Genomic DNA, 25162 nt, shown 5'->3' with positions numbered 1-25162 from the left:
GCCGCCGCTACGGTGGGACCCGTGACCTCCACGAGCGCCCTCGTCGACTGGCAGACCGCCGCCCAGATCGCCCGCCGCGTCGGGCGCCCCGGACCGGTCGCACCGCGCGCCGAGCTCGACGACCTCGTCGACGGGCTGCGCTCCGCGGCCCGGGACGCGGTCCCGCACGTGCTGCGGGTGACCCGGATGCGGCCCGCGGGCGCCGAGGTCGAGCGCGAGCGCGACGCCTCCGGACGGTTCACCCGCCGGGTCACCGTCAAGCGTCCCGACCTGGGCGACGTCCGGGTCGTGGACCGTGCCACCTGGGCGCGCGCCAACACCACCTCCATGGCGGCCCTGACGGACCCCGTGCTCGCCGACCTCGACGTCGGGGCGCGGCTGGGGGAGTCCTCGGCCGCCCGGCTCGCCGGCGCCGCCGAGGTCGGCGGGCTGCTGGCCCTGCTGTCGACGAAGGTGCTCGGCCAGTTCGACCCGTACGGCCCCGGACGGCCGACGCTGCTCCTCGTGGCACCCAACGTGCTCGCCGCGGAACGCGCCATGAAGGTCGACCCGCACGACTTCCGGCTCTGGGTGTGCCTGCACGAGCAGACGCACGCGCTGCAGTTCGCCGCCGCCCCGTGGCTCGCCGACCACCTCGCCGGCCGGCTCGGCGGCCTGCTGCGGGACGTCACGACCTCCTCGGTCGAGCTCAGCCACGCCCCGCTGCGGGACAAGGTGGCGCTGGTGGGACGCACCCTGCTGGACGCGGTGCGCGGCGACCTCACCACCCCGGTCGACCAGGTGATGGGGCCCGAGCAGAAGGAGCAGCTGGCCGAGATCACCGCCGTCATGGCCCTGCTCGAGGGGCACGCCGACGTCATGATGGACGCCGTCGGACGGCGCGTCGTGCCGTCCGTGCGCACCATCCGGTCCCGCTTCGAGAAGCGGCGCGACGGCGAGGGCGCGCCCCGGCTCGACGTCGTGCTGCGGCGCGTGCTCGGCATGGACGCCAAGCTCGCCCAGTATCGCGACGGTGCCGCGTTCGTGCGGGAGATCGAGAAGCAGGTCGGCCGCGACGGTCTCAACGCCGTCTGGGCCGAGCCCGCCCACCTGCCCAGCGCCCGGGAGATCGCCGACCCGCGCGCCTGGGTCCGCCGCGTGCACTCCTGAGCCGGCACCCGTGCCCCGCATCGACCCGGCGCTCGCCGCCGTCCGCACCGCGGTCCGCGCCGACCTGGCCGACCTCGGCCCTGGCGACCTCGTGCTCGTCGCCTGCTCGGGCGGACCGGACTCGCTGGCGCTCGCGGCCGCCGTCGCGCACGAGGCGCGCCGTGTGGGCCGGTCCGTGCGTTCGCGCGGGTACGCGGTCCGCGCGGGCGCCGTCGTCGTCGACCACGGCCTGCAGCCCGGGTCCGCCGCCGTGGCCGCCCGGGCCGCCCGGCAGTGCCGCGCCCTCGGTCTCGACCCGGTCCTGGTGCGTACCGTCGACGTCGTCGTGGGCGGCGGCGACGGGACGGAGGCGGCCGCCCGCACCGCGCGCTACGCGGCGCTGGAGGCCGCGGCCGCCGGGTCCGGTGCGGCCGCCGTGCTGCTGGGGCACACCCTGGACGACCAGGCCGAGCAGGTGCTGCTCGGTCTCGCCCGGGGCAGCGGCGCCCGCTCCCTCGGCGGCATGCCAGCGCGCCGCGGGCCCTACCGACGCCCGTTCCTGACCCTCCGGCGCGAGCAGATCCTCGCCGCGTGCGCCGCGAGCGGCATCGTGCCGTGGCACGACCCGACGAACTCCCCGGCGCCCGACGGCGGCACCCCCGCGCCGTTGCGCTCGCAGGTGCGGAGGTGGTTGCTGCCGGTGCTGGCCGAGGTCCTCGGTCCCGGGGCGGTCGAGGCGCTCGCCCGCAGCGCCGACCAGCTGCGCGACGACGCCGCGGTCCTCGAGGACCTGGGGGCGGAGCTGCTGGCCGCGGCGCGGTCCGGCGAGCCTGCGCGGGGGCCGGCCGACCCGGTGGTGCTCGACGTCGCACCGCTGGAGCGGGCGCCGGCCGCGGTGCGCCGCCGCGCGCTGCGGGCGGCGGCCCTGGAGGCCGGGTGCCCCGCCGGGGCCACCACGTCCCGGCACGTCGACGCCCTCGACGCGCTCGTGGTGCGGTGGCGCGGCCAGGGGGCGGTGCACCTGCCCGCCGACGTCCGCGCGGTGCGGGACTGTGGCAGGCTGTTCCTGCGGCCGTCGGTGACGGGTCCGCGTCACCCTGCCACGCACCCCGAGGAGTAGCCCCGTGGACAAGTCGGACGTCGCCGGCGACCTCGCCGACATCCTGATCACCGAGGAGCAGATCGGCACCCGTCTGGACGAGATGGCGGCGCAGATCGACGCCGACTACGCCGGCAAGGACGTGCTCCTCGTCGGCGTGCTCAAGGGTGCGGTCATGGTCATGGCCGACCTCTCGCGCCGCCTCCACCACCCCCTGGAGATGGACTGGATGGCGGTGTCCTCCTACGGCTCGGGCACCAAGTCCTCCGGCGTGGTGCGCATCCTCAAGGACCTGGACTCCGACCTGACCGGTCGGGACGTGCTCATCGCCGAGGACATCATCGACTCCGGCCTGACGCTGTCGTGGCTGGTGCAGAACCTGCGCTCGCGCGGACCGGCGTCGGTGGAGATCGCCACGCTGCTGCGCAAGCCGGACGCCGCCAAGGTGGACGTCGACGTGCGGTACGTCGGGTTCGACATCCCGAACGAGTTCGTCGTCGGCTACGGCCTGGACTACGCCGAGAAGTACCGCAACCTCCCCTTCATCGGCACCCTCGCCCCGCACGTCTACTCCTGACCCTGACGCCCTGGGCGAACATCCGTCAGCACTGAGGGAACTTTTCCCGCCACGGTGTAGTTTCGTAGGTCGAACCATCGCCCGACCGAAGGGAAGCGGGGCAGGGCCCCGTCACGGATGAACTTCAAGAAGATCTTCAGCGGACCGCTCGTCTGGATCGTGCTCGGCCTGATCCTGGTCGCGCTCGCCTTCTCCGCCTTCACCGGTGAGCGGATCGAGCGTGTCGAGACGTCGCAGGGCCTCGAGCTGCTGTCCGGCGACACGGTCGACCACGCGCTCATCGTGGACGGCGACCAGCGCGTCGAGCTCGAGCTCAGCGAGCCGTACGTCACCGACTCCGGCACCGAGGACGAGCGGGACTACGGCGAGAAGGTCGACTTCTTCTGGGTCCAACCCCAGGGCGAGGACGTCGTGTCCGCCGTGGAGTCCGCCGACCTCGCCGAGGGCTACGACACCTACGTGCCGCAGCCGTCGTTCCTCGGCTCGATGCTGTCCTTCCTCGTGCCCTTCCTGATCATCCTGGTGATCTTCTGGTTCGTGCTCTCGCGGATGCAGGGCGGCGGGCGCAACGGTGTCATGGGCTTCGGCAAGTCCAAGGCGAAGATGATCTCCAAGGACACCCCGCAGGTGACGTTCGCCGACGTCGCGGGCGTGGACGAGGCCGTCGAGGAGCTCCACGAGATCAAGGAGTTCCTCTCCGAGCCGGAGAAGTTCCAGGCCGTGGGCGCCAAGATCCCCAAGGGCGTGCTGCTGTACGGCCCGCCCGGGACGGGCAAGACCCTCATCGCCCGTGCCGTCGCGGGCGAGGCCGGCGTGCCCTTCTACTCGATCTCGGGCTCGGACTTCGTCGAGATGTTCGTCGGCGTCGGCGCCTCGCGCGTGCGCGACCTGTTCGAGCAGGCGAAGAACAACTCGCCCGCGATCATCTTCGTCGACGAGATCGACGCCGTCGGCCGCCACCGCGGCGCCGGCATGGGCGGCGGTCACGACGAGCGCGAGCAGACGCTGAACCAGATGCTCGTCGAGATGGACGGCTTCGACGTCAAGACGAACGTCATCCTCATCGCGGCGACCAACCGCCCGGACATCCTCGACCCCGCGCTGCTGCGCCCGGGCCGCTTCGACCGTCAGGTCGCCGTCGAGGCGCCGGACCTCAAGGGCCGCGAGCACATCCTGCAGGTGCACGCCCAGGGCAAGCCGATGGTCGAGACCGTCGACCTCGCCGCCGTGGCGCGCCGCACGCCCGGCTTCACCGGCGCCGACCTGGCCAACGTGCTCAACGAGGCCGCGCTGCTGACCGCCCGCTCCGGGGCCCAGCTCATCGACGACCGGGCGCTGGACGAGGCGATCGACCGCGTGCTGGCGGGTCCGCAGAAGCGCACCCGGGTGATGAAGATCAAGGAGCAGAAGATCACTGCGTACCACGAGGGCGGGCACGCCCTGGTGGCGGCCGCCATGCGGTACACCGACCCGGTGACGAAGGTGACGATCCTGCCGCGCGGGCGGGCCCTCGGCTACACGATGGTCATGCCCACCGAGGACAAGTACTCCACCACCCGCAACGAGCTCCTCGACCAGCTCGCCTACGCCATGGGCGGCCGTGTGGCCGAGGAGATCGTGTTCCACGACCCCACCACCGGGGCCAGCAACGACATCGAGAAGGCCACCGCCATCGCCCGCAAGATGGTGATGGAGTACGGCATGAGCGAGAAGGTCGGCGCGCTCAAGCTCGGGTCCGCCTCCTCCGAGCCGTTCCTGGGCAAGGACATGGGCCACCAGCGCGACTACTCCGAGGCCGTGGCGGGCACCGTGGACCATGAGGTCCGCAAGCTCGTCGAGGCCGCGCACGACGAGGCGTGGGAGGTGCTGTCCGAGTACCGCGACGTGCTCGACGACCTCGTCCTGCAGCTGCTCGAGCACGAGACGCTCAACCAGGAGGAGCTGGCCGCGGTCTTCGCCCCGGTGAGCAAGCGCCCCGCGCGGGACGTCTGGCTGTCCAGCACCGAGCGCACCGTCCACGACCGCGGTCCGGTGATGACCGAGGGCGAGCAGGCCGCGTACGCGACGAACGGCCATGCCGGTCTCCCGCAGGACGAGGCCGCCGTCGTGGGCAACGTCGAGGCCGAGGCCGCGGCGTCCCGTCGCCCGCACGAGCGTCCCGCGGGCGACGACGGCGCGACGGCGGAGCGCACCGACGGCCGCGCCGACGGCGAGGAGACCTGAGTGACGGAGCCGGACCTGCCGCTGACGCCGGTCTCGCTCGGGATGCGGCCGGCGGCCGACGTGCCGCCCTACGACGCCGAGCGCGCCGAGGCGGCGATCCGCGAGCTGCTGCTCGCCGTCGGTGAGGACCCGGAGCGCGAAGGGCTGCGCGACACCCCGGCGCGGGTGGCGCGCGCCTACCGGGAGATCTTCGCCGGCCTGCACCAGGAGCCCGAGGACGTCCTGACCACCACCTTCGACCTCGGGCACGAGGAGATGGTGCTGGTCAAGGACATCGAGGTGTACTCCACGTGCGAGCACCACCTGGTCCCGTTCCACGGGCTCGCGCACATCGGCTACATCCCGAGCGTCGAGGGGCGGATCACCGGGCTGTCCAAGCTCGCCCGGCTGGTCGAGGTCTACGCCCGGCGCCCCCAGGTGCAGGAGCGCCTCACCACGCAGATCGCCGACGCCCTGGTGCGGATCCTCGACCCGCGCGGCGTCATCGTCGTCGTGCAGTGCGAGCACCTGTGCATGTCGATGCGCGGGGTGCGCAAGCCCGGGTCCCGGACGGTCACCTCGGCCGTACGGGGCGTCATGCAGACCGCCGCCACGCGGTCCGAAGCGATGAGTCTGATCCTGGGGCACTGACGCATGAGTACTCGCGACGCCGTCGTCGCCGGTCTGCCCGAGCTGTCCGGCGCCGGCCGCTGCCTGGTCATGGGCGTGGTCAACATCACGCCGGACTCGTTCTCCGACGGCGGGGAGTGGTTCGAGCCCGAGGCCGGCGTCCAGCACGGCCTCGACCTGCTCGCCGAGGGCGCGGACGTCCTCGACGTGGGCGGGGAATCGACCCGACCCGGCGCCCAGCGGGTGACCGAGGCCGAGGAGCTGCGGCGCGTCGTCCCCGTCATCGGGCGGCTGGCCGCCGCCGGTGCGGTCGTGTCCGTCGACACCACGCGGGCCGCCGTGGCCGAGCGGGCGGTGGCGGCCGGGGCACGGCTGGTCAACGACGTCTCCGGCGGGCTGGCCGACCCGGACATGGCGGGCGTCGTGGCCGAGACGGGCGTGCCGTACGTGGCGATGCACTGGCGCGGGCACAGCGACGTCATGGACGCGCGGCAGGACTACGACGACGTCGTGGCGGACGTGCGCGACGAGCTCGCCGCCCGGGTCGCGGCCCTGCAGGACGGCGGGGTCGCGCACGAGCAGATCGTGCTCGACCCGGGCCTCGGCTTCGCCAAGTCCGGGGCGCTGAACTGGCCGCTGCTGGCGCACCTGGACGCGCTGCACGCCCTGGGTCGCCCCCTGCTGGTCGGTGCGTCGCGCAAGCGGTTCCTCGGTCACCTCCTCGCGGGGGTGCGGGGGACCGCCGCGGACGAGCCGGTCCCGCCCGCGGCCCGGGACGACGCCACGACGGCGATCACCGCGCTGGCCGCACACGCCGGGGCGTGGTGCGTGCGCGTGCACGCCGCGCGTGCGAGCGTTGACGCCGTACAAGTGGCGGCCGCCTGGAGGCAGGCCGAGACGACGGAGGACACCGCGTGACATTCGCCGACGCCGTGACGGGGTCGGACGGCCGACCCCTCGACCAGATCCGGCTGACCGGGGTGACCGCGACCGGTCACCACGGCGTCCTGCCGCACGAGCGCGCGGAGGGCCAGACCTTCCGCGCCGACGTCGTGCTGCACCTGGACGCGCGCCCCGCCGCCGGGTCGGACGACCTGGCCGCGACGGTCAGCTACGCCGAGGTCGCCGAGGACGTCCACGACGTGCTCTCGGGGTCCCCGGTGGACCTCGTCGAGACGCTCGCCGAGCGGATCGCCGCCGTCGTGCTGTCCCGGTCGGCCGTGCAGGCCGTCGACGTGCGCGTGCACAAGCCGCAGGCGCCGATCTCCGTGCCGTTCGACGACGTCGAGGTCGTGGTGCGCCGCGACCGGGAGAACCCGCCCGCCGTGCCGGCCGCGACGAGCACGGACCAGCAGGTCTCCCCGGCGCCGGCACCGGCCCCCGCGCCGGCGGCGGCGCCCGTCCCCGCGCCGCCGGTGCCGCCCCCGCCGGCGCCGCCCGAGCCGGTGGCCGCGACCCCGGTGCCCGCGGCGACCTCGCTCCCGACCCCCGCGGTCGCCGAGACGGCGGTCCCGGCACCTCCCGCCCCGGACGCGACCACCGTCGACGCTGCACCCGTCCCGGGCCCGGAGGCCCCCGGCCCGGAGTCCGCGCCGGCGCCCCCCGCCGTCGACCCGCTCGACGAGGTCCCGGAGGCGCCCGTGGACGCGGTGCTCGCCCTCGGGGCCAACCTGGGCGACGCCCAGGGCACGCTGCGCGCCGCGGTCACCGACATCGACCGCATCCCCGGGGTGCAGGTCATGGAGGTGTCCCCGCTCGCCCGGACCGTCGCCGTCGGACCCGAGCAGCCCGACTTCCTCAACGCCGTGCTCCTGGTGCGCACCACGCTGCCCGCGCGCGACCTGCTGGGTGCCTGCCAGGAGGTCGAGCTCCTGCACGGCCGGGTGCGGGACGAGCGGTGGGGTCCGCGCACGCTGGACGTGGACGTCGTCCAGTACGGGGACCTGACGTCGACCGCCGAGGACCTGGAGCTGCCGCACCCGCGGGCGCGGGAACGGGCGTTCGTGCTGGTGCCGTGGGCCGAGGTGGATCCCCAGGGCGTGCTCGTCGGTCTCGGCGGCGGCCCGGTGGCCCAGCTCGCCGCCACCGCGCCCGACCGGTCGGGCATCCGGTGGCTCGCGCTCGACTGGCTGACCGAGCCGGCCTCGAGCGGCGCGGTCCCGGCGGCACCCGCCCCGCAGGCGCCCTCCTCGCAGCCGGTGCCCGCGGCACCGCCGTCGCACCCCACCCCGCAGGCGCCGAGCACCGCGGCCTTCCCGGCCCAGGCGCCGCCGTCGGTGCCGGTGCCGCGTCAGGACCCGCCCGACGACGTGCCGCCGGCGCAGGAGCCGCGCGGTTTCGTGGCCGCTGCCGGCATGCACGCCCCGATCCCGCCCGCGCCGGACGCCGAGCACCCGGAACGCGCCTGACGTGCGCCGGACCCGTGTGCGCACGCTGGTCGCCGTCGCGGTCGGGGTCGCCGCCGTCGGGACCCTGCTGCTGCGCCTGCTCGAGACCCGGGGGGTCTACCTGCCGGGAGCGGCGTGGGTGGAGGTCGTGGCACTCGTCCTCATCGCCGGCCTCGTGCTGTGGGCCGGGTGGGCCGTCCGCGCCTACCTGCGCGGCGAGAAGCCGGACCTCGACCCGCTGCGTGCCGCCCGCACCTTCGCCATGGCCAAGGCCGCGGCGTACACGGGAGCGCTGCTGACGGGGCGCTACGCCGCGTCCGTGCTGCTCGTCCTGCCGCAGCTCGCCGTCGAGCCCCGCCGGGAGGTGGCCATCACCTCGGGCGTGGCGGCCCTGGCGGCGATCGGTCTGGCCGTCGTCGGCCTCGTCGTCGAGAAGTTCTGCGAGGCGCCCCCGCCGGAGGAGGACGAGGGCCGCGAGGCGATCCCGTCCTGAGGCGTCCGGAGCGGTCGTGGGCGGCGATTCTGCGAGGATGGACCCATGACACACCCCGCATCGGGTCCGGCCGACCCGTTCGACCCGCCGGACGTGACCTGGGACCGGGTGTCCCCCCGGCTGGTCCCCGCGCGACTGGTCGTCGTGGGGTTCTGGCTCGGGCTGCCGCTGCTGGTCTGCCTGGTCCTCGCGCTCGCGGTCACGGGGTGGCTGTGGATCCCGGCGGCCGTCTGCGCCGTGCTGCTGCTGTGGATCGGGCTGCTCGTGCCGCGCCAGGTCCGCGCGATCGGCTACGCCGAGCGTGACGACGACCTGCTGATCCGCAAGGGCATCCTCTTCCGCGAGCTGGTCGTGGTCCCGTACGGGCGCATGCAGTTCGTCGACGTCACCGCCGGTCCGCTGGACCGCCGCCTGAACATCGCCACGGTGCAGCTGCACACGGCCTCGGCCAGCACGGACGCCGAGATCCCGGGGCTGACCCCGGACGAGGCGGAGCGGCTGCGGGACCGCCTGACGGCGCGCGGCGAGGCGAGGCTGGCCGGCCTGTGAGCGCCGCGGAGCCGACGTCGGGGGCCACGGGGACGGCACCGGCGCGCGAGTGGCGACGGGTCCACCCGATCACGCCCGTCGTGCGGGGCTGGGCCGCCATCGCCGTGCTGCTGTTCGTCCTCGGGCAGCAGGCGATCGAGAGCCTCGAGTACGCCGGCGAGGTCGTCGACGGCGTCACCCGGGTGTGGTGGCTCGCGGTCCTGGTGGTCCTCGTCGTGCTGGCGGTCATCTTCGGCGTCTCCGCGCTCGCCTGGCGCATGACCTCCTACGCGGTGGACGACGACGCCGCCCACCTGCGCAAGGGCATCCTGTTCCGCCAGCAGCGGCACGCGCGGCTCGACCGGCTGCAGGCCGTCGACGTCCGTCAGCCCCTGCTCGCCCGGCTGTTCGGGCTGGCCGAGCTGACCCTGGAGGTCGCCGGCGGGTCGGACTCCGGGGTGGTGATCGGGTTCCTGCGTCTCGACGACGCCAAGCAGCTCCGTGCCGAGCTGCTGGCGCGCGCCGCCGGGGTCAAGGCACGGCGGGCCGGTGGCACGGTGCCGTCCCCGGCGGGCTCCTCCCCGGTGGGCATCGCCGCGGACGGCGGCCCCGCCGGCCCGGACGTCGCCACCGAGCCGTCGCCGGCCGCAACCGGCCCGGTGGTGGCGGAGGTGCCGCCGCCGGCCGAGGAAGCCCCGGAGAACCTCGTCTACGAGGTCCCCCCGGGTCGGCTGGTCGTGTCGCTGCTGCGGCTGCCCGCCGTCTGGGTCGCCCTCGCGGTGCTCGTCGCTCTCGTGGTCTTCGTGCTGGTCACCCGCGCCGTCGGTGTGCTGGTCTCCATGCTGCCGGTGGCGTTCGGCGTCGCGACGTTCCTGTTCAACCGGTTCGCCGGGGAGTTCGGCTTCCGGGCCGCGATCTCCCCGGACGGGATCCGGCTGCGGCACGGGCTGCTGGAGACGCGCGCGCAGACCATCCCGCCCGGCCGGGTGCAGGCGCTGGAGCTCACCCAGGGCTTCTGGTGGCGCGGCAAGGACTGGTGGCGGATCAAGGTCAACGTCGCCGGGTACGGCGGCGAGGAGCAGAACGCCACCCAGAACGTGCTCCTCCCGGTCGGACCGCGGTCCGAGGCGATGGCGGCGCTGTGGCTGGTGCTGCCCGACCTCGGGGCCGAGGACGCGACCGAGCTGCTCGACGAGGCCCTGACCGGGGACGCGCGCACGGACCGTTTCTTCACCACGAGCCCGCGTCGTGCCCGGCTGCTGGACCCGATCAGCTGGCGCCGCAACGGGTTCGCCGTCGCCGACCGGGCACTGCTGCTGCGCGGCGGACGGCTGACCCGGCGGCTGTCCGTCGTCCCGCACGAGCGCACCCAGTCCCTCGGCCTCGAGCAGGGGCCGTGGCAGCGGCGGCGGGGACTGACGACGTTCGCGGTGCACTCCACGCCGGGCCCGGTCACCACCCGTGCCCACCACCTCGACACGCCCGACGCGCAGCACCTGCTGGCCGAGCAGTCGGTGCGAGCCCGCGCGGCCCGGTCGCACCAGACGCCGGAGCGCTGGATGGAGCGCGTCGCGCCTCTGGCCCGCCCGGCGGCACCGGGCGACGGACCGGAGGACAGCCTGTGACGGCCCCGGACACCGCGACACGCCCCGGGCGCCTCGGCGTCGGCGTCGTCGGCGCCGGGCGGGTCGGCGCCGTGCTCGGCAGCGCGCTGCGCTCGGCCGGGCACGCCGTCGTCGGGGCCTCCGGGGTCTCGGACGCCTCCCGGGACCGGATCGAGACGATGCTGCCCGGCGTGCCGCACCTGGACGTGCCGGAGATCGTCGAGCGCTCCGAGCTCGTGCTGCTGGCGGTGCCCGACGACGCCCTGGAGGGCCTCGTGTCCGGGCTGGCCGACGTCGGTGCCTGGCAGCCGGGCCAGCTCGTCGTGCACACCTCGGGCCGGTACGGGGCCGAGGTGCTGGCCCCCGCCCAGCGGGCGGGAGCGATCCCCCTGGCCGTGCACCCGGCGATGACGTTCACCGGGACCTCGCTGGACCTGGCCCGGCTGACCGGCTGCACGTTCGCCGTGACCGCACCGGCCGCGGTGCTGCCCATCGGTCAGGCGCTCGTCGTCGAGATCGGCGGCGAACCCGTCGTCGTGGACGAGCAGGCCCGCGGGCTGTACCACGCCGCCCTGGCGCACGGTGCCAACCACCTCGTGGTGCTGGTGGCGCAGGCGGCACAGGCCCTCGAGGCCGCCGGCGTGGAGCACCCGGGCCGCGTGCTCGCCCCGCTGCTGGGTGCCGCCCTCGACGGCGCCACGCGGGCGGCGGACCTGCGCGACGGCGAGGGGCCCGGCGCGATCGCCGCCCTGACCGGCCCGGTCGCCCGCGGTGACGCCGGCACGGTGGCCCGGCACCTGGAGGTGCTCGGCGACCTCGCGGCCGGCACGGGAGCGACCGACGTCCCGGACAGCTACACCGGGCTCGCGCGCGGCGCCGCCCGGCGCGCGCTGGCCGCCCACCGCATCGACGACGCCGCGGCGCGGGCGCTGCTGGACGTCCTCGGCGAACCGCCCAAGGAGCACTGATGACCGCACCTGCTGACCGTGCGACGCCGTCGTCGCCCGCCGACGGCGTCGTCGCGCACACCCGCACCGAGCTGCGGGACGCCCTCGCCGCCTGGACGATCGGCGGCGCGGACCCCACCGACCGCCGTGCCGTGGTGATGACGATGGGGGCGCTGCACGAGGGGCACCTGGAACTGGTCCGTCGGGCGCGTGCCGAGGTCGGCCCCGGCGGCCAGGTCGTGGTGACGATCTTCGTCAACCCGCTGCAGTTCGGCGAGGGAGAGGACCTCGACGCCTACCCCCGTGACCTCGCCGGGGACCTGGAGCGGCTGGCCGAGGTGGGGGCCGACGTCGTCTTCGCCCCGACGCCCGACGTGGTCTATCCCGACGGCGACCCGATCGTGCGGGTCTCGGCCGGACGGATCGGCGAGGTGCTGGAGGGTGCGTTCCGGCCCGGCCACCTCGACGGCGTGCTGACCGTGGTGCTCAAGCTGATGCAGCTCACGCGGCCGGACGTCGCGCTGTTCGGCGAGAAGGACGCCCAGCAGCTCCTCGCCGTGCGGCGCATGGTGCGCGACCTCGACCTGGAGGTCGAGATCGTCGGCGTGCCCACCGTGCGCGACGCGGACGGGCTGGCGCTGTCGTCGCGGAACGCGTACCTGTCCGACGGCGAACGGGACGCCGCCCTGGCGCTGTCGCGGGCGCTCCGGGGAGGGGCCGAGGAGGCCGCCGCCGGGCACGGCGCGCCGGCGGTCCTGGCGACGGCCTCGGGAATCCTCAACGCGGTCCCCGACGTTGTCGTGGACTACCTGGCACTCGTCGACCCGGATACTGTGGAGGAGGTTCCCGGTGACCGCACCGGGCTCGCCCTGCTGCTCGTCGCCGCGCGCGTGGGCACCACACGACTGATCGACAACCAGGCCGTGGACGTCGTCGCGTCCTCTGACGAGGACGAGACCGCAGGCCAGGAGGCAACCCGTGACTGACCAGACTGCATCGCCCGTCGGCTCGACCCCGACGGACCGCCGGACCGGTGCGCGCCGCCCGGCGTCGTTGCAGCGCCCGATGATGATCGGCAAGATCCATCGCGCGACGGTGACGCAGGCGGACCTGCACTATGTGGGATCCATCACGGTCGACACCGACCTCATGGACGCCGCCGACCTCCTCCCCGGCCAGCAGGTCGACGTCGTGGACGTCGACAACGGCGCCCGGCTCACCACCTACGTGATCCCCGGCGAGGCCGGCTCCGGCCAGATCAGCATCAACGGCGCCGCCGCGCACCTGGTGCACCCCGGCGACACCGTCATCATCATCGCCTACGGCATGCTCTCGGACGCCGACGCGCGATCCTTCCTGCCGCACGTCGTCTTCGTCGACGGCGAGAACAGGATCGTCGACGTGCACGACGACCCCGGCCAGGTCCCGGACGGCTACGGACTCGTCAGCTCCGGCATCCCCGTCGGCGCGCGGTGAGCCCGGACCGGCTCGCCCGTTCCCTCGTCGCCCCGGCCCCGGGCTGGACGACGCGCGCGGACGCCGTCGTCGTCGGCTCCGGGATCGCCGGGCTGACGGCCGCCCTCGAGCTGCGCACCCGGGTGCCGCACGTGCTCCTGGTGACCAAGGGCGAGCTGTCCTCCGGGTCCACCGTGTGGGCCCAGGGCGGCATCGCCGCGGTGCTGCACCCGGACGACACCCCCGAGGCGCACCGGCACGACACGCTCGTGGCCGGCGGCGGCCTGAGCGACCCCGAGGCCGCCGACGTGCTGGTCACCGAGGGCCCGCAGCGGGTGCACGAGCTGGTGGCCCGCGGCGCGAGCTTCGACCGCGCCGACGACGGCGGCATCGCCCTGACCCGCGAGGGCGGCCACCGCGCCGACCGGATCGCGCACGCCGGCGGCGACGCCACCGGGGCGGAGATCTCCCGCGCGCTGGTCGCCCAGATCGAGGCCGTGCAGCACGACCCGGGGATCGAGGTGATCTCCAACGCGCTCGTGCTCGACGTGCTCACCGGCGCGCCGGACGCCTCCGGTCAGCGGCCCGTGGCCGGCGTGACCCTGCACGTGCGCGGCGCGGGCTCCCGCGACGGCGTCGGGGCCGCCCTGGCGCCCGTGGTGGTGCTCGCCACCGGGGGAGTGGGGCAGGTGTTCCGGTCCTCGACGAACCCGCCCGGGGCCACCGCCGACGGCATCGCCGCGGCGCTGCGTGCCGGTGCCGTGCTGGGCGACCTGGAGTTCGTGCAGTTCCACCCCACGGTGCTCTGGCTGGGCGCCGGCGCGCGGGGCCAGCTCCCGCTGATCAGCGAGGCCGTGCGGGGCGAAGGGGCGCTGCTGCTCGACGTGCGCGGGCACCGGTTCATGCCGGACGTGCACGAGCTGGCCGAGCTGGCCCCGCGCGACGTCGTGGCGCACGCCATCGTGCGGCAGATGGCGGCGACCTCCGCGGACCACGTGCTTCTCGACGCCCGGGCGCTCGGGGCGGACTTCCTGCGCCGCCGGTTCCCGGGGATCACCGCCCGGCTGCTCGAGCAGGGCATCGACTGGACCGAGGAGCCCGTGCCGGTCGCCCCGGCCCAGCACTACCACTCGGGCGGTGTCGTCACGGACCTGCACGGACGCACGTCGGTCCCGGGGCTGTACGCCGTCGGGGAGGTCGCGTGCACGGGAGTGCACGGTGCCAACCGGCTGGCCTCGAACTCGCTGCTCGAGGGGCTCGTGTTCGCCCACCGGGCCGCCGCCGACGTCGTCGCACGCTTCGAGGCGGGCGAGCTGTCGTCGGCGCCCGAGCCCGTCGAGCGCCCCGGCGGTGCCGCGCTGGTCGCGGCCGCGGCGCGGTCGCGGATCCAGCGGGTCACGTCCGAGGGGGCCGGGCCGATCCGCACCGCCGAGTCCCTGGCGCAGGCGGAGGCGGCCCTGGCGGACGTGACGACGTCGGCCCACGGCGACGCCGGGGTGGTGGCCGCCCCGCAGGTCGCGGAGTGGGAGACGACGAACATCCACCAGGTGGCCCGGGCGCTGGTGCGGGCTGCCGCCGAGCGCGCCGAGAGCCGTGGCGGCCACTTCCGCGCGGACTTCCCGGACCGGGACCCGGCCTGGGAGCGTCGCGTGACCGTGGCCCTGGAGGACGACGGGACCCTCGTCACGAGGTAGGCGAACTCCCCCCCGAGGTAGGCGAGTTTCCGCCGAGGTAGGCGAGTTTCCGCCGAGGTAGGCAACGTCCGGCCGAGGTAGGCAAGTTCCCGCCGAGGCAGGGCACCGCGGGACGACGACGTCCCGCGTGGTTCGCCGTCGTCCCCTGCTGGCGCCAGGGCTCGGCTCAGCGCAGGTCGAGCGCCAGGTCGAGGATCGGGGCCGAGTGCGTCAGCGCCCCCACGGACAGGTAGTCCACCCCGGTCGAGGCGACCTCGCGCGCCCGGTCCACGGTGAGGTTGCCCGTGGCCTCGAGCTCGACGTGCTCCGGCACTCCGTCGCGACCCTCCCGGGCGCGCACCGCGGTCACCGTCTCGGCGAGCACCGGCGTCGGCATGTTGTCCAGCAGCAGGAAGTCCGCCCCGGCGTCGAGCGCCTCCATCGCCTGGTCGGTCGTGTCGGCCTCGACCTGCACGAGCACGTCGGGGAAGGTGCGTCGCACGGCCTCGACGGCGCCGCGCACCGAGCCCGCGGCCACCACGTGGTTGTCCTTGACCATCGCGACGTCGTACAGGCCCATGCGCTTGTTCGTCCCGCCGCCGGCCCGCACGGCGTACTTGTCCAGGGCGCGCAGCCCCGGCGTCGTCTTGCGGGTGTCCAGCACCAGCGCCCCGGTGCCGGCCAGCTCGCGGGCGAACTCCGCCGTCGCCGTGGCCACGCCCGACGCGCGGGAGGCCAGGTTGAGCAGCGTGCGCTCGGCCACGAGCAGCACCTGCACCGCCCCGGCGAGCCGGGCCAGCACCTGCCCGGGCACGACGGCGTCGCCGTCCTGGGCGTGGAACGTCACCGCGGGGGCGGGCAGCCCGAGCCGCGTCGCGGTCTGCCGCAGCGTCTCGTCGACGACGACGAGGCCGGCCACCGTCCCGGCCTCGCGCGCCACCAGGTCGGCCGTGCCGGTGTCCGACGCGGGGACGGTCGCCTGGGTGGTCACGTCCCGGCCGGGTGCGGGGCCGAGGTCCTCCTCCAGGGCGATCTCGACGGCGCGGCGGATCCACGCCGGGTCGAGGGCGGGATCCACGGCGGACGGCGAGGCGTGGACCGGGAGGGGGTGCTCGGGCGTGCTCACGGCGACACGGTACTGCCCGCGGGACCCCCGGGTCCCCACGGGCCGGGTTCGTCACGGGCCGGGTCCCTCATGGGGTCGGGTTCGGTCGACCGGAACGGGTTCGGTCGAGATGCTGACCGAACCCGTTCCGCTCGACCGAACCGGTCGCGGGCGGTTTGGCGCCGGACCGTAGAATCGGACGGTGACCACCCCCGAGAATGTCGACTCCGCCGTGTCCGACGACCTGCCCGAGCAGCTCCGGGTCCGCCGTGAGAAGCGCGACCGGATCATCGCTTCCGGCGGCGAGGCCTACCCGGTCAACCTGCCGATCACGCACACGATCGCGCAGGTCCGCGCCGCCTACGACCACCTGGAGGCCGGTCAGGAGACCGACGACCTCGCTGGTGTCGCCGGCCGGGTCGTGTTCCTGCGCAACACGGGCAAGCTCTGCTTCGTCGCCCTTCAGGACGGCGAGGGCAACCGGCTGCAGGCCATGCTCAGCCAGAAGGTGGTGGGGGAGGAGGCGCTCACCGCGTTCAAGGGTGACGTCGATCTCGGCGACCACGTCTTCGTCCACGGTCGCGTGGGGGCCTCGCGGCGCGGGGAGCTGAGCATCTTCGCCGACTCCTGGCAGCTCGCCTCCAAGGCGCTGCGCCCGTTGCCGGTGCTGCACAAGGAGCTCTCCGAGGAGGCGCGGGTCCGTCAGCGGTACGTCGACCTCATCGCGCGCCCGGCGGCCCGGGACATGGTCCGCCTGCGTGCCGCCGTCGTGCGCTCGCTGCGCGAGAACTTCCACGCCCGCGACTTCCTCGAGGTCGAGACGCCGATGCTGCAGACCGTCGCCTCGGGTGCCTCGGCGCGTCCTTTCGCGACCCACATGAATGCCTACGACATGGAGCTGTTCCTGCGTATCGCGCCGGAGCTGTTCCTCAAGGAAGCCGTCGTGGGTGGCGTGGAACGCGTCTTCGAGATCAATCGCAACTTCCGCAACGAAGGCGCCGACTCGTCGCACTCCCCGGAGTTCGCGATGCTCGAGGCCTATGAGGCCTACGGCGATTACGACACCATGGCGGCCCTCACGCAGGACCTCGTGCAGACCGCGGCCCGCGAAGCGCTCGGCACGACCGTGGTGACGCTCCCGGACGGCGAGGAGTACGACCTCGGCGGGGAATGGGCGCACATCACGATGTACGGATCTCTTTCCGAGGCGGTCGGTGAGGAAATCACGCCCGAGACCTCGGTCGAGCACCTCAACGAGCTCGCCGAGAAGGCGGACATCTCGATCGACCCGAAGCAGATGATCCACGGCAAGCTGGTCGAGGAGCTGTGGGAGCACCACGTCGGCAACCACCTGTACGCGCCGACGTTCGTGCGCGACTTCCCGGTGGAGACGTCGCCGCTGACCCGCGCGCACCGCACCATCCCGGGCGTCGTGGAGAAGTGGGACCTGTACGTGCGCGGCTTCGAGCTCGCCACGGCCTACTCCGAGCTCGTCGACCCGGTCGTGCAGCGCGAGCGGTTCGCCGAGCAGGCGCGGCTCGCCGCGGCCGGCGACGACGAGGCGATGGCGCTCGACGAGGACTTCCTCACCGCGATGGAGTACGCCATGCCGCCGGCCGGCGGCATGGGGATGGGTGTCGACCGACTTCTCATGGCTCTCACGGGGGCGGGAATCCGGGAGACGATCCTCTTCCCCCTCGTCAAGCCCACGCACTGAGGAAGGCGATCGTGGACACTTTCTGGGCAGTCGTCGCGGGTCTCGTCCCGTCGATCGGTGTCGGACTCCTCTTCTGGTTCGCCATGCGCAAGATCGTGCGGGCCGACCGGAATGAACGGGCCGCGCAGCAGCAGTTCGAGCAGGCGCGTTCCGAGCGCGCGGAGATGAATGATTGACTCAGGTCATCTCTTCATTCCATCGCGCGTGAGTTGACATTACATTCCTGATTCGGGCATCCTGAAATCGTCATTGCATTTCGGATCCTGAGAAGGGTGGCAACGTGGTCCAGAAGACCCAGGTCGTGCTGTTGGATGACATCGACGGCACGGAGGGTGACGAGACCGTCACTTTTGCGCTGGACGGCGTCTCCTACGAGATCGACCTCACCTCGGCCCACGCGGCCGAGCTGCGGGAGTCCTTGGCGAAGTGGATCGGGCACGGCCGCAAGGCCGGCCCGAAGACCGCGACCCGCGCGGCCGGCCCCCGTCGCGGCCGCACGGACCGTGCGCAGCTGCAGAAGATCCGCGAGTGGGCACGCGAGAACGGCCACGAGGTGAACGACCGCGGCCGGATCCCGGCGCGCGTGCTGGAGGCCTACGAAGCGGCGCACTGAGCCGCCACCGACCGCCCTCGCCCCGATCGGCACTGCCCGGTCGGGGCGCGGTGCTGTCCGGGGCCTGGCGGCCCGCGCGCCGGCGCACCGCCGGGAGCACCGCCGTCGGACGCCTACCCTGGTCCCATGACCACTTCGAGCGCCTCCGTGCCGCTGTGGGTCGGGACCTATCCCTCGGCCGGCGCAGCCGCCGGGAGCGGCGAGGGCATCTGGCGCGTCGACCTGGACCGCGATGACGGGTCGCTCGGCGTGCCGCGGCTCGCCACCGAGCTGGCCTCGCCGTCGTTCCTCGCCCGCCACCCGTCCGCCCCGGTCCTGTACGCCGTGACCGAGACGCCGCACGGCGCGCTCACCACCCTGCAGGACGCCGGGGACGGCGCGCTGGCGGTGCTGTCGTCCGTCGGCTCCGGCGGGGACGACCCCTGCCACGTCGCCGCCGCGGACCGGACCGTGTGGGTCGCGAACTACGGCGACGGCGTCGCCGCGGTCCTGGGCCTGGCCGCCGACGGCACCCCCACGCCCGCGCACCGGTCCCTGCACGCGGGCTCGGGCACCGGACCGGTCACGGACCGGCAGGAGGGCCCGCACGCCCACCAGGTGACGATGACCGGTCGCCGGGTGCTCGTCACGGACCTGGGCGCCGACGTCGTGCGGAGCTACCCCCTGGACCCGGCGCCCGGCGACCACGGGCTCCTGCCCGACGACGGCGGCTCGGTCGCGGCCTGGCTGCCCGCCGGTACCGGACCCCGGCACCTCGTCGTGCTGCCCGGCGGCGGGCTGGTCGTGGCCGGCGAGCTCGACGCCCGCCTGCACCTGCTGCTGCCCGCCGAGGGCGGCGCGTGGCGGCACGTGGGCAGCGTCCCGGTGTCCCCGCAGGCGCCGGTCGGGGAGGCGTTCCCCGGTCACCTCACGCTCAGCGCCGACGGCCGCCGGCTCCACGTCGGCGTGCGCGGCCCGGACCTGCTGGCGGTGCACGCGGTGTCCGACGGCGAGCTCCCGCAGATCACGCACCTCGCCGACGTCGCGCTCGGCGAGGGCGGCTGGCCGCGGCACCACGAAGTCCTCGCCGGCGCCGACGGGACCGAGCTGGCCGTGGTGGCCCTGCAGGGCACGAGCGAGCTCGTCACGGTGCGGATCGACACGGACTCCGGAGCGGGCGAGGTCGTCGACCGCACGGCCTGGGCCACGCCGCCGTCGTGCGTGCTGGAGGCCGGGTGAGCACCGACCGCGAAGGGCCGCGGGTGGCGATGATCTCCGTGCACACCTCGCCCCTGGACCAGCCCGGCACCGGGGACGCCGGCGGGATGAACGTCTACGTCCTCGAGCTGTCCCGGGCCCTGGCCCGCCGCGGGGCCGAGGTGGAGATCTACACCCGCGCCACGTCGTCGGCGCAGCCCAAGGTGGTCCAGGCGGAGCCGGGCATCCGCGTCGTGCACGTCGCCGCGGGACCGTACGAGGGGCTGGACAAGAACGACCTGCCGGCGCAGCTGTGCTTCTTCAGCGCCGGGGTGCTGCGGGCCGAGGCGCACCGCCCCGCCGGCTGGTACGACGTCGTGCACTCGCACTACTGGCTGTCCGGGCAGGTGGGCTGGCTCGGCGCCGACCGCTGGGACGTGCCGCTGGTGCACACGATGCACACGATGGCCCGGGTCAAGAACGCGGCGCTCGCCCCGGGGGACACCCCCGAGCCGCACAGCCGGGTCATCGGCGAGGAGCAGGTCGTCGCCGAGTCCGACGCGCTGGTCGCCTCCACGACCGAGGAGGCCGAGGACCTGGTGGGCCACTACGGCGCCGACCCGGACCGCGTGCACGTCGTGGCCCCGGGCGTCGACCTGGCCACCTACGCCCCGCTGGAACCTGGTCCGGGGGAGACGACGGCGCAGGCCCGGCAGGCGCTGCGCGAGCGGCTCGGGCTGCCCACGGACCGTCCCGTGGTGCTGTTCGCGGGCCGGGTCCAGCTCCTCAAGGGTCCTGACGTGCTGGTGCGCGCCCTGGGCGTGATGGCCGACCACGCCGCGACCGTTGCCGATCCGGACGCCCTGCGCGACGGGGGCGGGTCGCGGGTGCCGACCCTGGCGGTGCTGGGCGGTGCCAGTGGACGCCCGACGGCGGTGCGCGAGCTGGAGGCGCTGGCCCACCAGATGGGCGTGACCGACCACCTGGTGGTGCACCCGCCGGTGTCCCGGGCGGAGCTGGCCGACTGGTACCGGGCGGCCGACGTCGTCGCGGTGCCGTCGCACAACGAGTCCTTCGGGCTGGTGGCGGCCGAGGCGCAGGCCTGCGGGACACCGGTCGTGGCGGCGGCCGTCGGTGGCCTGCGCACGGTGGTGATCGACGACGTCTCCGGGGTGCTGGTCGACGACCACAGTCCGTGGACGTGGGCGGCCGAGCTCGGCGCGCTGCTGGCCGACGACGAGCGCCGCGAGCGGCTGGCGGCCGGGGCGCGGCGCGCGAGCGAGCGGTTCTCCTGGGACCGCGCGGCGGCGGCGATGCTGGACGTGTACTCGCAGGCCGCGAAGGTCCGCCGCACCCGCTGACCCCTCTGCCGAGGTAGGCAACTCTCAGCCCAGGTAGGCAACGTCGGGCCGTCGGGAGGGGCCCGCCCGGGAATGCCCGCGCCCGGCACCGATGTTGCGCGGGGCATGGCGATCACCGGAGAGTACGTCCCCAGCCCGTCCGAGTTCGTGGCGAACCACGTCGAGACCTACGAGGCCTCGGGAGGCACCGAGGGCACCACGATGCGCGACAAGCCGGTCATCATCCTCACGACCGTCGGCGCGAAGTCCGGCAAGGTGCGCAAGATCCCGCTGATGCGGGTCGAGCACGACGGTGCCTACGCCGTCGTCGCCTCGATGGGCGGTGCCCCGCAGCACCCCGTCTGGTTCCACAACATCGTGGCGAACCCCCGGGTCGAGCTGCAGGACGGTCCCGAGAAGCACGCCTACACGGCGCGTGAGGTCACCGGCGAGGAGAAGGCGGTCTGGTGGGAGCGGGCCGTCGAGGCCTGGCCCGACTACGCGGAGTACCAGCAGAAGACCGACCGCGAGATCCCCGTCTTCGTCCTCGAGCGCGACTGACCGGTCGACGGGCCGCGCTGTCATGACGTGCGGCCCGTCGTCGCGGGTGCGTCACGACGGGCGGAGCCCGGCGGGGCAGACGTCAGAACCCGCGTGGCGAACACCACGCCCTGTGGTGCGACCACATCCGGGTCCGCATCGCGGCCCGTGGTGCACACGGGCGCCCCGGCAGGGCAGGATGGGGCCATGACCTACACCCTCGTGCTGCTCCGCCACGGCGAGAGCGAGTGGAACGCGAAGAACCTCTTCACCGGCTGGGTCGACGTGCCCCTGTCGGAGAAGGGCACCGAGGAGGCGAAGCGTGGTGGTGAGCTCCTGAAGGACGCCGGCGTGACGCCGGACATCCTGCACACCTCGCTGCTGCGCCGCGCGATCATGACGGCGAACCTCGCCCTCGACACCGCCGACCGGCACTGGATCCCGGTCAAGCGCAGCTGGCGTCTCAACGAGCGTCACTACGGCGACCTGCAGGGCAAGGACAAGAAGCAGGTCCGCGACCAGTACGGCGAGGAGCAGTTCATGCTCTGGCGCCGTTCCTACGACGTGCCGCCGCCCGAGATCGAGCTGGGCTCGGAGTTCTCCCAGGACGCCGACGTGCGCTACGCCGGCGAGCCGATCCCGCGGACCGAGGCGCTCAAGCAGGTCCTCGAGCGGGCGCTGCCGTACTGGGAGTCGGCGATCGTGCCGGACCTGCAGGACGGCAAGACGGTCCTGGTCGCCGCGCACGGCAACTCCCTGCGTGCGCTGGTCAAGCACCTCGACGGCATCGACGACGAGACCATCGCCGGCCTCAACATCCCCACCGGCATCCCGCTCGTCTACGAGCTCGACGAGGAGACGCTGAAGCCGACCAACCCGGGCGGCACCTACCTCGACCCGGAGGCGGCCAAGGACGCGATCGCGGCCGTGGCCAGCCAGGGCAAGTAGCGGCACGCCGGCCGGACGCACGAAGGGGGCCCTTCCCACCGCGGGAAGGGCCCCCTTCGTGCGTCCGGCCGGTGCTGACCCCTCGGTCGGCCGCCGGTCGACCGCCGGGTCAGACGTCGGCGGGAGCGTGCTGCTCCGCCTCGAAGTCGCCGGTCACCAGGTAGGTGATGCGGCGCGCGACCGACACGCCGTGGTCGCCGAACCGCTCGTAGTAGCGGGCCAGCAGCGTGACGTCGATCGTCTCCTGGGAGGTGCCGCTCCAGTCCGGCGACAGCGTCGCGGCGAAGGTGTCCTGGTGCAGGCGGTCGATGACGTCGTCGCCCCGCTCGATCTCCTCGGCCAGCGCGACGTCCCGCGTGGCGAGCAGCTCGCTGGTGCGACGGGCGACGAGCGCGGCCGACTGGTTGATCTCCACGAAGGTCTCGCGGGCCGCGTCCGGCACGGCGAGCGCCGGGTACCGGCCGCGCGCCACCTCGGCCACGTGCCGCGCCAGGTCGCCCATCCGCTCGAGCGTGGAGCTGATGCGCAGCGCGGTGATGACCACCCGCAGGTCGGTGGCGACCGGTGCCTGCTGGGCGAGCACGTGCACGCACCGCTCGTCCAGCTCGCGCTCGAGCCGGTCGATCTCGTGGTCGGAGGCGATGACGTCCTGTGCGAGCTGGTGCTCGCCGTCGAGCAGGGCCGCGCCGGCCCGCGTGATCGCGGACTCGACGAGCCGGCTCATCTCGACCAGACCGTCGCCGATCTGCTTCAGCTCGGCGTCGAAGATCTCTCGCATGGGTGTCCTCTCGAAAATCGGTGCTGACCAAGTTTCACAGGCGGCCCAGGCGGTCAGGTGAACTCGACGCGGTCACGAGGTGAACACTGGGCGACGCGTCAGGGAGCAATTGCCGCCGTGGTGCGGCAGAGAGTCGTCCGCAACCTAGGCTGACACCTGTGGAAGGAATCATCCAGGGTGTGACGGCCGTCGTCGCCGGAGGTCTCGGCGTTCTGGTCGGAGTCGTCGCTGCCCTGGCCTTCCGCCTCTCCGACCGCGCCCAGCAGCGGGAGGCCGAGACGGACTCGGCCGAGCTCGACCAGGGTCTGGTGCGCGTGCTCTCCGTGCTGCGCTCCGCCGCCGTCGTGATCGACGACGACGACGAGGTCGTGCGGGCCTCCCCGCCCGCGTACGCCCTGGGGGTGGTGCGCAACGACGCGCTGGCGCACGCCGCCGTCGTGGACCTCGTGCACGAGGTGCGGCGCGACGGCGTCATCCGCGAGCGCGAGCTGGAGCTGTCCCGCGGCCCCATCGGGTCGGGGACGGTGCTGCTGCAGGTCCGCGCGGCGCCGCTGGGGATGGACAAGCTGCTGGTGCTCGCCGAGGACCGGACGGAGGCGCGTCGCGTGGAGGCGATCCGCCGCGACTTCGTCGTCAACGTCTCGCACGAGCTCAAGACGCCGGTCGGTGCGCTGGCGCTGCTGGCCGAGACGGTCCAGGACGCCGCCGACGACCCGGAGGCCGTGCGCCGGTTCACCGAGCGGATGCAGGCGGAGGCCACCCGGCTCTCGGCGCTGGTGCACGAGATCATCGAGCTCTCCCGGCTCCAGGTGGCCGGCGCGCTGCAGGAGATCCGTCCGGTCGCGGTGCGCGACGTCGTCGACGAGGCGGTCGACCGCGCCCGGACCAAGGCGCAGGCGAAGAACATCGCGATCACGGTGGGCGGGGGGACCGACAGCATCGTCTTCGGCGACCACAACCTGCTCGTCACCGCGGTCCGCAACCTGCTGGACAACGCCGTGTCGTACTCGGGGGAGAACACCCGCGTCGGCCTGGGCGTCCACGAGCGGGACGGCCTGGTCGAGATCGACGTCGTCGACCAGGGCGTCGGCATCTCCACGGAGGCCCAGCAGCGCGTGTTCGAGCGCTTCTACCGCGTGGACCCGGCCCGGTCGCGCGACACGGGCGGGACCGGCCTGGGCCTGAGCATCGTCAAGCACGTGGCTGCCGACCACGGCGGCGACGTGCGGGTCTGGTCCCAGCCCGGCAAGGGCTCCACCTTCACCTTGCGCATCCCGGCCGCGGACCTCGCGGCGGGTGCGCTGGACGCCTCGGCCTCGACCCCCGACGGGGGCCCGGCCGACGGCGGTCCGGACGACGGCGTCCCGTCCGACGATCCGGACGGCGACGTGTCCGCCGGGCCGCGAGACGGCCGGGGCGGACGCCCACAGCACGGTGCCGGAGACGGCCCGAGGAACGAGGAGGTAGGCGCGTGACGCGCATCCTGGTGGTCGAGGACGAGGAGTCGTACCGCGACCCGCTGACGTATCAGCTGACCCGCGAGGGCTACGACGTCGTCGCGACGTCGAACGGTCACGACGCGCTCGAGCGGTTCGACGACGGCGGGGCGGACCTGGTGCTGCTCGACCTGATGCTTCCCGGCCTCAGCGGCACGGAGGTCTGCCGCGAGCTGCGCCAGCGCGGCGAGGTGCCGATCATCATGCTCACGGCGAAGGACTCCGAGATCGACAAGGTCGTGGGGCTCGAGCTGGGGGCCGACGACTACGTCACCAAGCCGTACTCGTTCCGCGAGCTCCTCGCGCGCATGCGCGCGGTGATGCGTCGCCGTGGTCCCGCGGGGGACGTCGGCAGCAGCGCGGACGACGACGGCGAGTCCGTCCTCGAGGTCGGCCCGGTGCGCATGGACGTCGAGCGGCACACCGTGGCCGTGCGCGGCGACTCGGTCTCGCTGCCGCTGAAGGAGTTCGACCTGCTCGAGCTGCTGCTGCGCAACGCCGGCCGCGTGCTGACCCGCGGACAGCTCATCGACCGCGTCTGGGGCGCCGACTACGTCGGTGACACCAAGACGCTCGACGTCCACGTCAAGCGCATCCGGTCCAAGATCGAGCCGGACCCCGGGGCGCCGAGCCTGCTGCTGACGGTGCGCGGGCTCGGCTACAAGTTCGCCGACACCGAGGGCTGAGCCGGAGCGAGCGTGCGAGCGCAGGCGCGGCCCGACCGTC

At 74.1% G+C, this 25162-nt stretch carries 25 protein-coding genes; 23 read left to right on the top strand and 2 right to left on the bottom strand.

Going from position 1 to position 25162, the window contains the following annotated elements:
* Positions 1–21 precede the first annotated feature (21 nt).
* From V5O49_RS05565 to V5O49_RS05500, 14 genes are all read left to right on the top strand, one after another.
* The gene (locus V5O49_RS05565; RefSeq protein ID WP_332901363.1) at positions 22–1149 is read left to right on the top strand and encodes a zinc-dependent metalloprotease; all 1128 of its coding nucleotides are present in this window, start codon (positions 22–24) and stop codon (positions 1147–1149) included.
* Between the two features lie 10 nt (positions 1150–1159).
* Positions 1160–2248: a tRNA lysidine(34) synthetase TilS gene (gene tilS, locus V5O49_RS05560; RefSeq protein ID WP_332901362.1), complete on the top strand. Its 1089-nt coding sequence runs from the start codon at positions 1160–1162 to the stop codon at positions 2246–2248.
* A gap of 4 nt (positions 2249–2252) precedes the next feature.
* Positions 2253–2804 carry a hypoxanthine phosphoribosyltransferase gene (hpt, locus tag V5O49_RS05555; protein ID WP_332901361.1) on the top strand — a complete coding sequence of 184 codons (552 nt, stop codon included), beginning with the start codon at positions 2253–2255 and terminating at the stop codon, positions 2802–2804.
* Between the two features lie 117 nt (positions 2805–2921).
* Positions 2922–5027: an ATP-dependent zinc metalloprotease FtsH gene (gene ftsH / locus V5O49_RS05550; RefSeq protein WP_332901360.1), complete on the top strand. Its 2106-nt coding sequence runs from the start codon at positions 2922–2924 to the stop codon at positions 5025–5027.
* Between the two features lie 42 nt (positions 5028–5069).
* A complete protein-coding gene (gene folE, locus V5O49_RS05545; protein ID WP_332901763.1) occupies positions 5070–5657 on the top strand; it encodes a GTP cyclohydrolase I FolE in 588 nt (195 codons plus the stop codon).
* A gap of 3 nt (positions 5658–5660) precedes the next feature.
* Positions 5661–6554, top strand: a complete 894-nt coding sequence (gene folP / locus V5O49_RS05540; RefSeq protein ID WP_332901359.1) for a dihydropteroate synthase — start codon at positions 5661–5663, stop codon at positions 6552–6554.
* Positions 6551–8044, top strand: a complete 1494-nt coding sequence (gene folK, locus V5O49_RS05535) for a 2-amino-4-hydroxy-6-hydroxymethyldihydropteridine diphosphokinase (RefSeq protein WP_332901358.1) — start codon at positions 6551–6553, stop codon at positions 8042–8044. Before folP ends, folK begins: the two co-directional genes overlap by 4 nt.
* A 1-nt stretch (position 8045) precedes the next feature.
* On the top strand, positions 8046–8516 hold the full coding sequence (locus V5O49_RS05530; RefSeq protein ID WP_332901357.1) for a DUF3180 domain-containing protein: 471 nt from the start codon (positions 8046–8048) through the stop codon (positions 8514–8516).
* A gap of 45 nt (positions 8517–8561) precedes the next feature.
* Complete coding sequence (locus V5O49_RS05525; protein WP_332901356.1) at positions 8562–9065, top strand: PH domain-containing protein; 504 nt, start codon at positions 8562–8564, stop codon at positions 9063–9065.
* Positions 9062–10669 (top strand): PH domain-containing protein, encoded by a 1608-nt coding sequence (locus tag V5O49_RS05520; protein WP_332901355.1) that lies wholly within the window; start codon positions 9062–9064, stop codon positions 10667–10669. Before V5O49_RS05525 ends, V5O49_RS05520 begins: the two co-directional genes overlap by 4 nt.
* Complete coding sequence (locus V5O49_RS05515; protein WP_332901354.1) at positions 10666–11616, top strand: Rossmann-like and DUF2520 domain-containing protein; 951 nt, start codon at positions 10666–10668, stop codon at positions 11614–11616. Before V5O49_RS05520 ends, V5O49_RS05515 begins: the two co-directional genes overlap by 4 nt.
* Positions 11616–12581 carry a pantoate--beta-alanine ligase gene (panC, locus tag V5O49_RS05510; RefSeq protein WP_332901353.1) on the top strand — a complete coding sequence of 322 codons (966 nt, stop codon included), beginning with the start codon at positions 11616–11618 and terminating at the stop codon, positions 12579–12581. The genes V5O49_RS05515 and panC overlap by 1 nt, the downstream gene beginning before the upstream one ends.
* Positions 12582–12660: 79 nt before the next feature.
* Positions 12661–13071, top strand: a complete 411-nt coding sequence (panD, locus tag V5O49_RS05505; RefSeq protein WP_278237549.1) for an aspartate 1-decarboxylase — start codon at positions 12661–12663, stop codon at positions 13069–13071.
* Positions 13068–14744 carry an L-aspartate oxidase gene (locus tag V5O49_RS05500; RefSeq protein ID WP_332901352.1) on the top strand — a complete coding sequence of 559 codons (1677 nt, stop codon included), beginning with the start codon at positions 13068–13070 and terminating at the stop codon, positions 14742–14744. The genes panD and V5O49_RS05500 overlap by 4 nt, the downstream gene beginning before the upstream one ends.
* Before the next feature lie 166 nt (positions 14745–14910).
* On the opposite strand, the gene nadC is transcribed toward V5O49_RS05500, so the two are convergent.
* Positions 14911–15849, bottom strand: a complete 939-nt coding sequence (gene nadC, locus V5O49_RS05495; RefSeq protein ID WP_332901351.1) for a carboxylating nicotinate-nucleotide diphosphorylase — start codon at positions 15847–15849, stop codon at positions 14911–14913.
* Between the two features lie 181 nt (positions 15850–16030).
* Here nadC and lysS point away from each other — a divergent pair, with 181 nt between their 5' ends.
* The 7 genes from lysS to V5O49_RS05460 all read left to right on the top strand — a co-directional run bounded on the left by lysS (position 16031) and on the right by V5O49_RS05460 (position 22162).
* The gene (gene lysS, locus V5O49_RS05490) at positions 16031–17545 is read left to right on the top strand and encodes a lysine--tRNA ligase (protein ID WP_332901350.1); all 1515 of its coding nucleotides are present in this window, start codon (positions 16031–16033) and stop codon (positions 17543–17545) included.
* An 11-nt stretch (positions 17546–17556) separates the two neighbouring features.
* Complete coding sequence (locus V5O49_RS05485) at positions 17557–17721, top strand: hypothetical protein (protein ID WP_332901349.1); 165 nt, start codon at positions 17557–17559, stop codon at positions 17719–17721.
* A gap of 104 nt (positions 17722–17825) precedes the next feature.
* The gene (locus V5O49_RS05480) at positions 17826–18158 is read left to right on the top strand and encodes a histone-like nucleoid-structuring protein Lsr2 (RefSeq protein ID WP_332901348.1); all 333 of its coding nucleotides are present in this window, start codon (positions 17826–17828) and stop codon (positions 18156–18158) included.
* A gap of 126 nt (positions 18159–18284) precedes the next feature.
* Entirely contained in the window at positions 18285–19376 is a 1092-nt protein-coding gene (locus V5O49_RS05475; protein ID WP_332901347.1) for a lactonase family protein, read from the top strand.
* A 29-nt stretch (positions 19377–19405) separates the two neighbouring features.
* A complete protein-coding gene (gene mshA / locus V5O49_RS05470) occupies positions 19406–20695 on the top strand; it encodes a D-inositol-3-phosphate glycosyltransferase (protein ID WP_332901762.1) in 1290 nt (429 codons plus the stop codon).
* Positions 20696–20800: 105 nt separating this feature from the next.
* Positions 20801–21235 (top strand): nitroreductase family deazaflavin-dependent oxidoreductase, encoded by a 435-nt coding sequence (locus V5O49_RS05465; protein ID WP_332901346.1) that lies wholly within the window; start codon positions 20801–20803, stop codon positions 21233–21235.
* Positions 21236–21421: 186 nt separating this feature from the next.
* Positions 21422–22162, top strand: a complete 741-nt coding sequence (locus V5O49_RS05460) for a phosphoglyceromutase (protein WP_332901345.1) — start codon at positions 21422–21424, stop codon at positions 22160–22162.
* A 109-nt stretch (positions 22163–22271) separates the two neighbouring features.
* Here the strand turns inward: V5O49_RS05460 and phoU are convergent, their stop codons facing one another.
* The gene (phoU, locus tag V5O49_RS05455; RefSeq protein WP_278235410.1) at positions 22272–22940 is read right to left on the bottom strand and encodes a phosphate signaling complex protein PhoU; all 669 of its coding nucleotides are present in this window, start codon (positions 22938–22940) and stop codon (positions 22272–22274) included.
* A gap of 158 nt (positions 22941–23098) precedes the next feature.
* Here phoU and V5O49_RS05450 point away from each other — a divergent pair, with 158 nt between their 5' ends.
* Entirely contained in the window at positions 23099–24415 is a 1317-nt protein-coding gene (locus V5O49_RS05450) for a sensor histidine kinase (RefSeq protein WP_332901344.1), read from the top strand.
* Positions 24412–25122 carry a response regulator transcription factor gene (locus tag V5O49_RS05445; protein ID WP_332901343.1) on the top strand — a complete coding sequence of 237 codons (711 nt, stop codon included), beginning with the start codon at positions 24412–24414 and terminating at the stop codon, positions 25120–25122. The genes V5O49_RS05450 and V5O49_RS05445 overlap by 4 nt, the downstream gene beginning before the upstream one ends.
* Positions 25123–25162: the final 40 nt, after the last annotated feature.

The sequence above is a fragment of the Isoptericola haloaureus genome (assembly GCF_036689775.1).
Lineage (GTDB): Bacteria > Actinomycetota > Actinomycetes > Actinomycetales > Cellulomonadaceae > Isoptericola > Isoptericola haloaureus.
Note: the sequence above shows the minus strand (reverse complement) of the source record. Positions and strands in the feature narration are given on the sequence as shown.

Bases quoted from the DNA above. Each gene is read 5' to 3' on its own strand.
- V5O49_RS05525 (WP_332901356.1), top strand. From the start codon at position 8,562: ATGACACACCCCGCATCGGGTCCGGCCGACCCGTTCGACCCGCCGGAC.
- V5O49_RS05460 (WP_332901345.1), top strand. From the start codon at position 21,422: ATGACCTACACCCTCGTGCTGCTCCGCCACGGCGAGAGCGAGTGGAAC.
- V5O49_RS05465 (WP_332901346.1), top strand. From the start codon at position 20,801: ATGGCGATCACCGGAGAGTACGTCCCCAGCCCGTCCGAGTTCGTGGCG.
- ftsH (WP_332901360.1), top strand. From the start codon at position 2,922: ATGAACTTCAAGAAGATCTTCAGCGGACCGCTCGTCTGGATCGTGCTC.
- phoU (WP_278235410.1), bottom strand. From the start codon at position 22,940: ATGCGAGAGATCTTCGACGCCGAGCTGAAGCAGATCGGCGACGGTCTG.
- panD (WP_278237549.1), top strand. From the start codon at position 12,661: ATGATGATCGGCAAGATCCATCGCGCGACGGTGACGCAGGCGGACCTG.
- mshA (WP_332901762.1), top strand. From the start codon at position 19,406: ATGATCTCCGTGCACACCTCGCCCCTGGACCAGCCCGGCACCGGGGAC.
- panC (WP_332901353.1), top strand. From the start codon at position 11,616: ATGACCGCACCTGCTGACCGTGCGACGCCGTCGTCGCCCGCCGACGGC.
- folP (WP_332901359.1), top strand. From the start codon at position 5,661: ATGAGTACTCGCGACGCCGTCGTCGCCGGTCTGCCCGAGCTGTCCGGC.
- folE (WP_332901763.1), top strand. From the start codon at position 5,070: ATGCGGCCGGCGGCCGACGTGCCGCCCTACGACGCCGAGCGCGCCGAG.
- V5O49_RS05475 (WP_332901347.1), top strand. From the start codon at position 18,285: ATGACCACTTCGAGCGCCTCCGTGCCGCTGTGGGTCGGGACCTATCCC.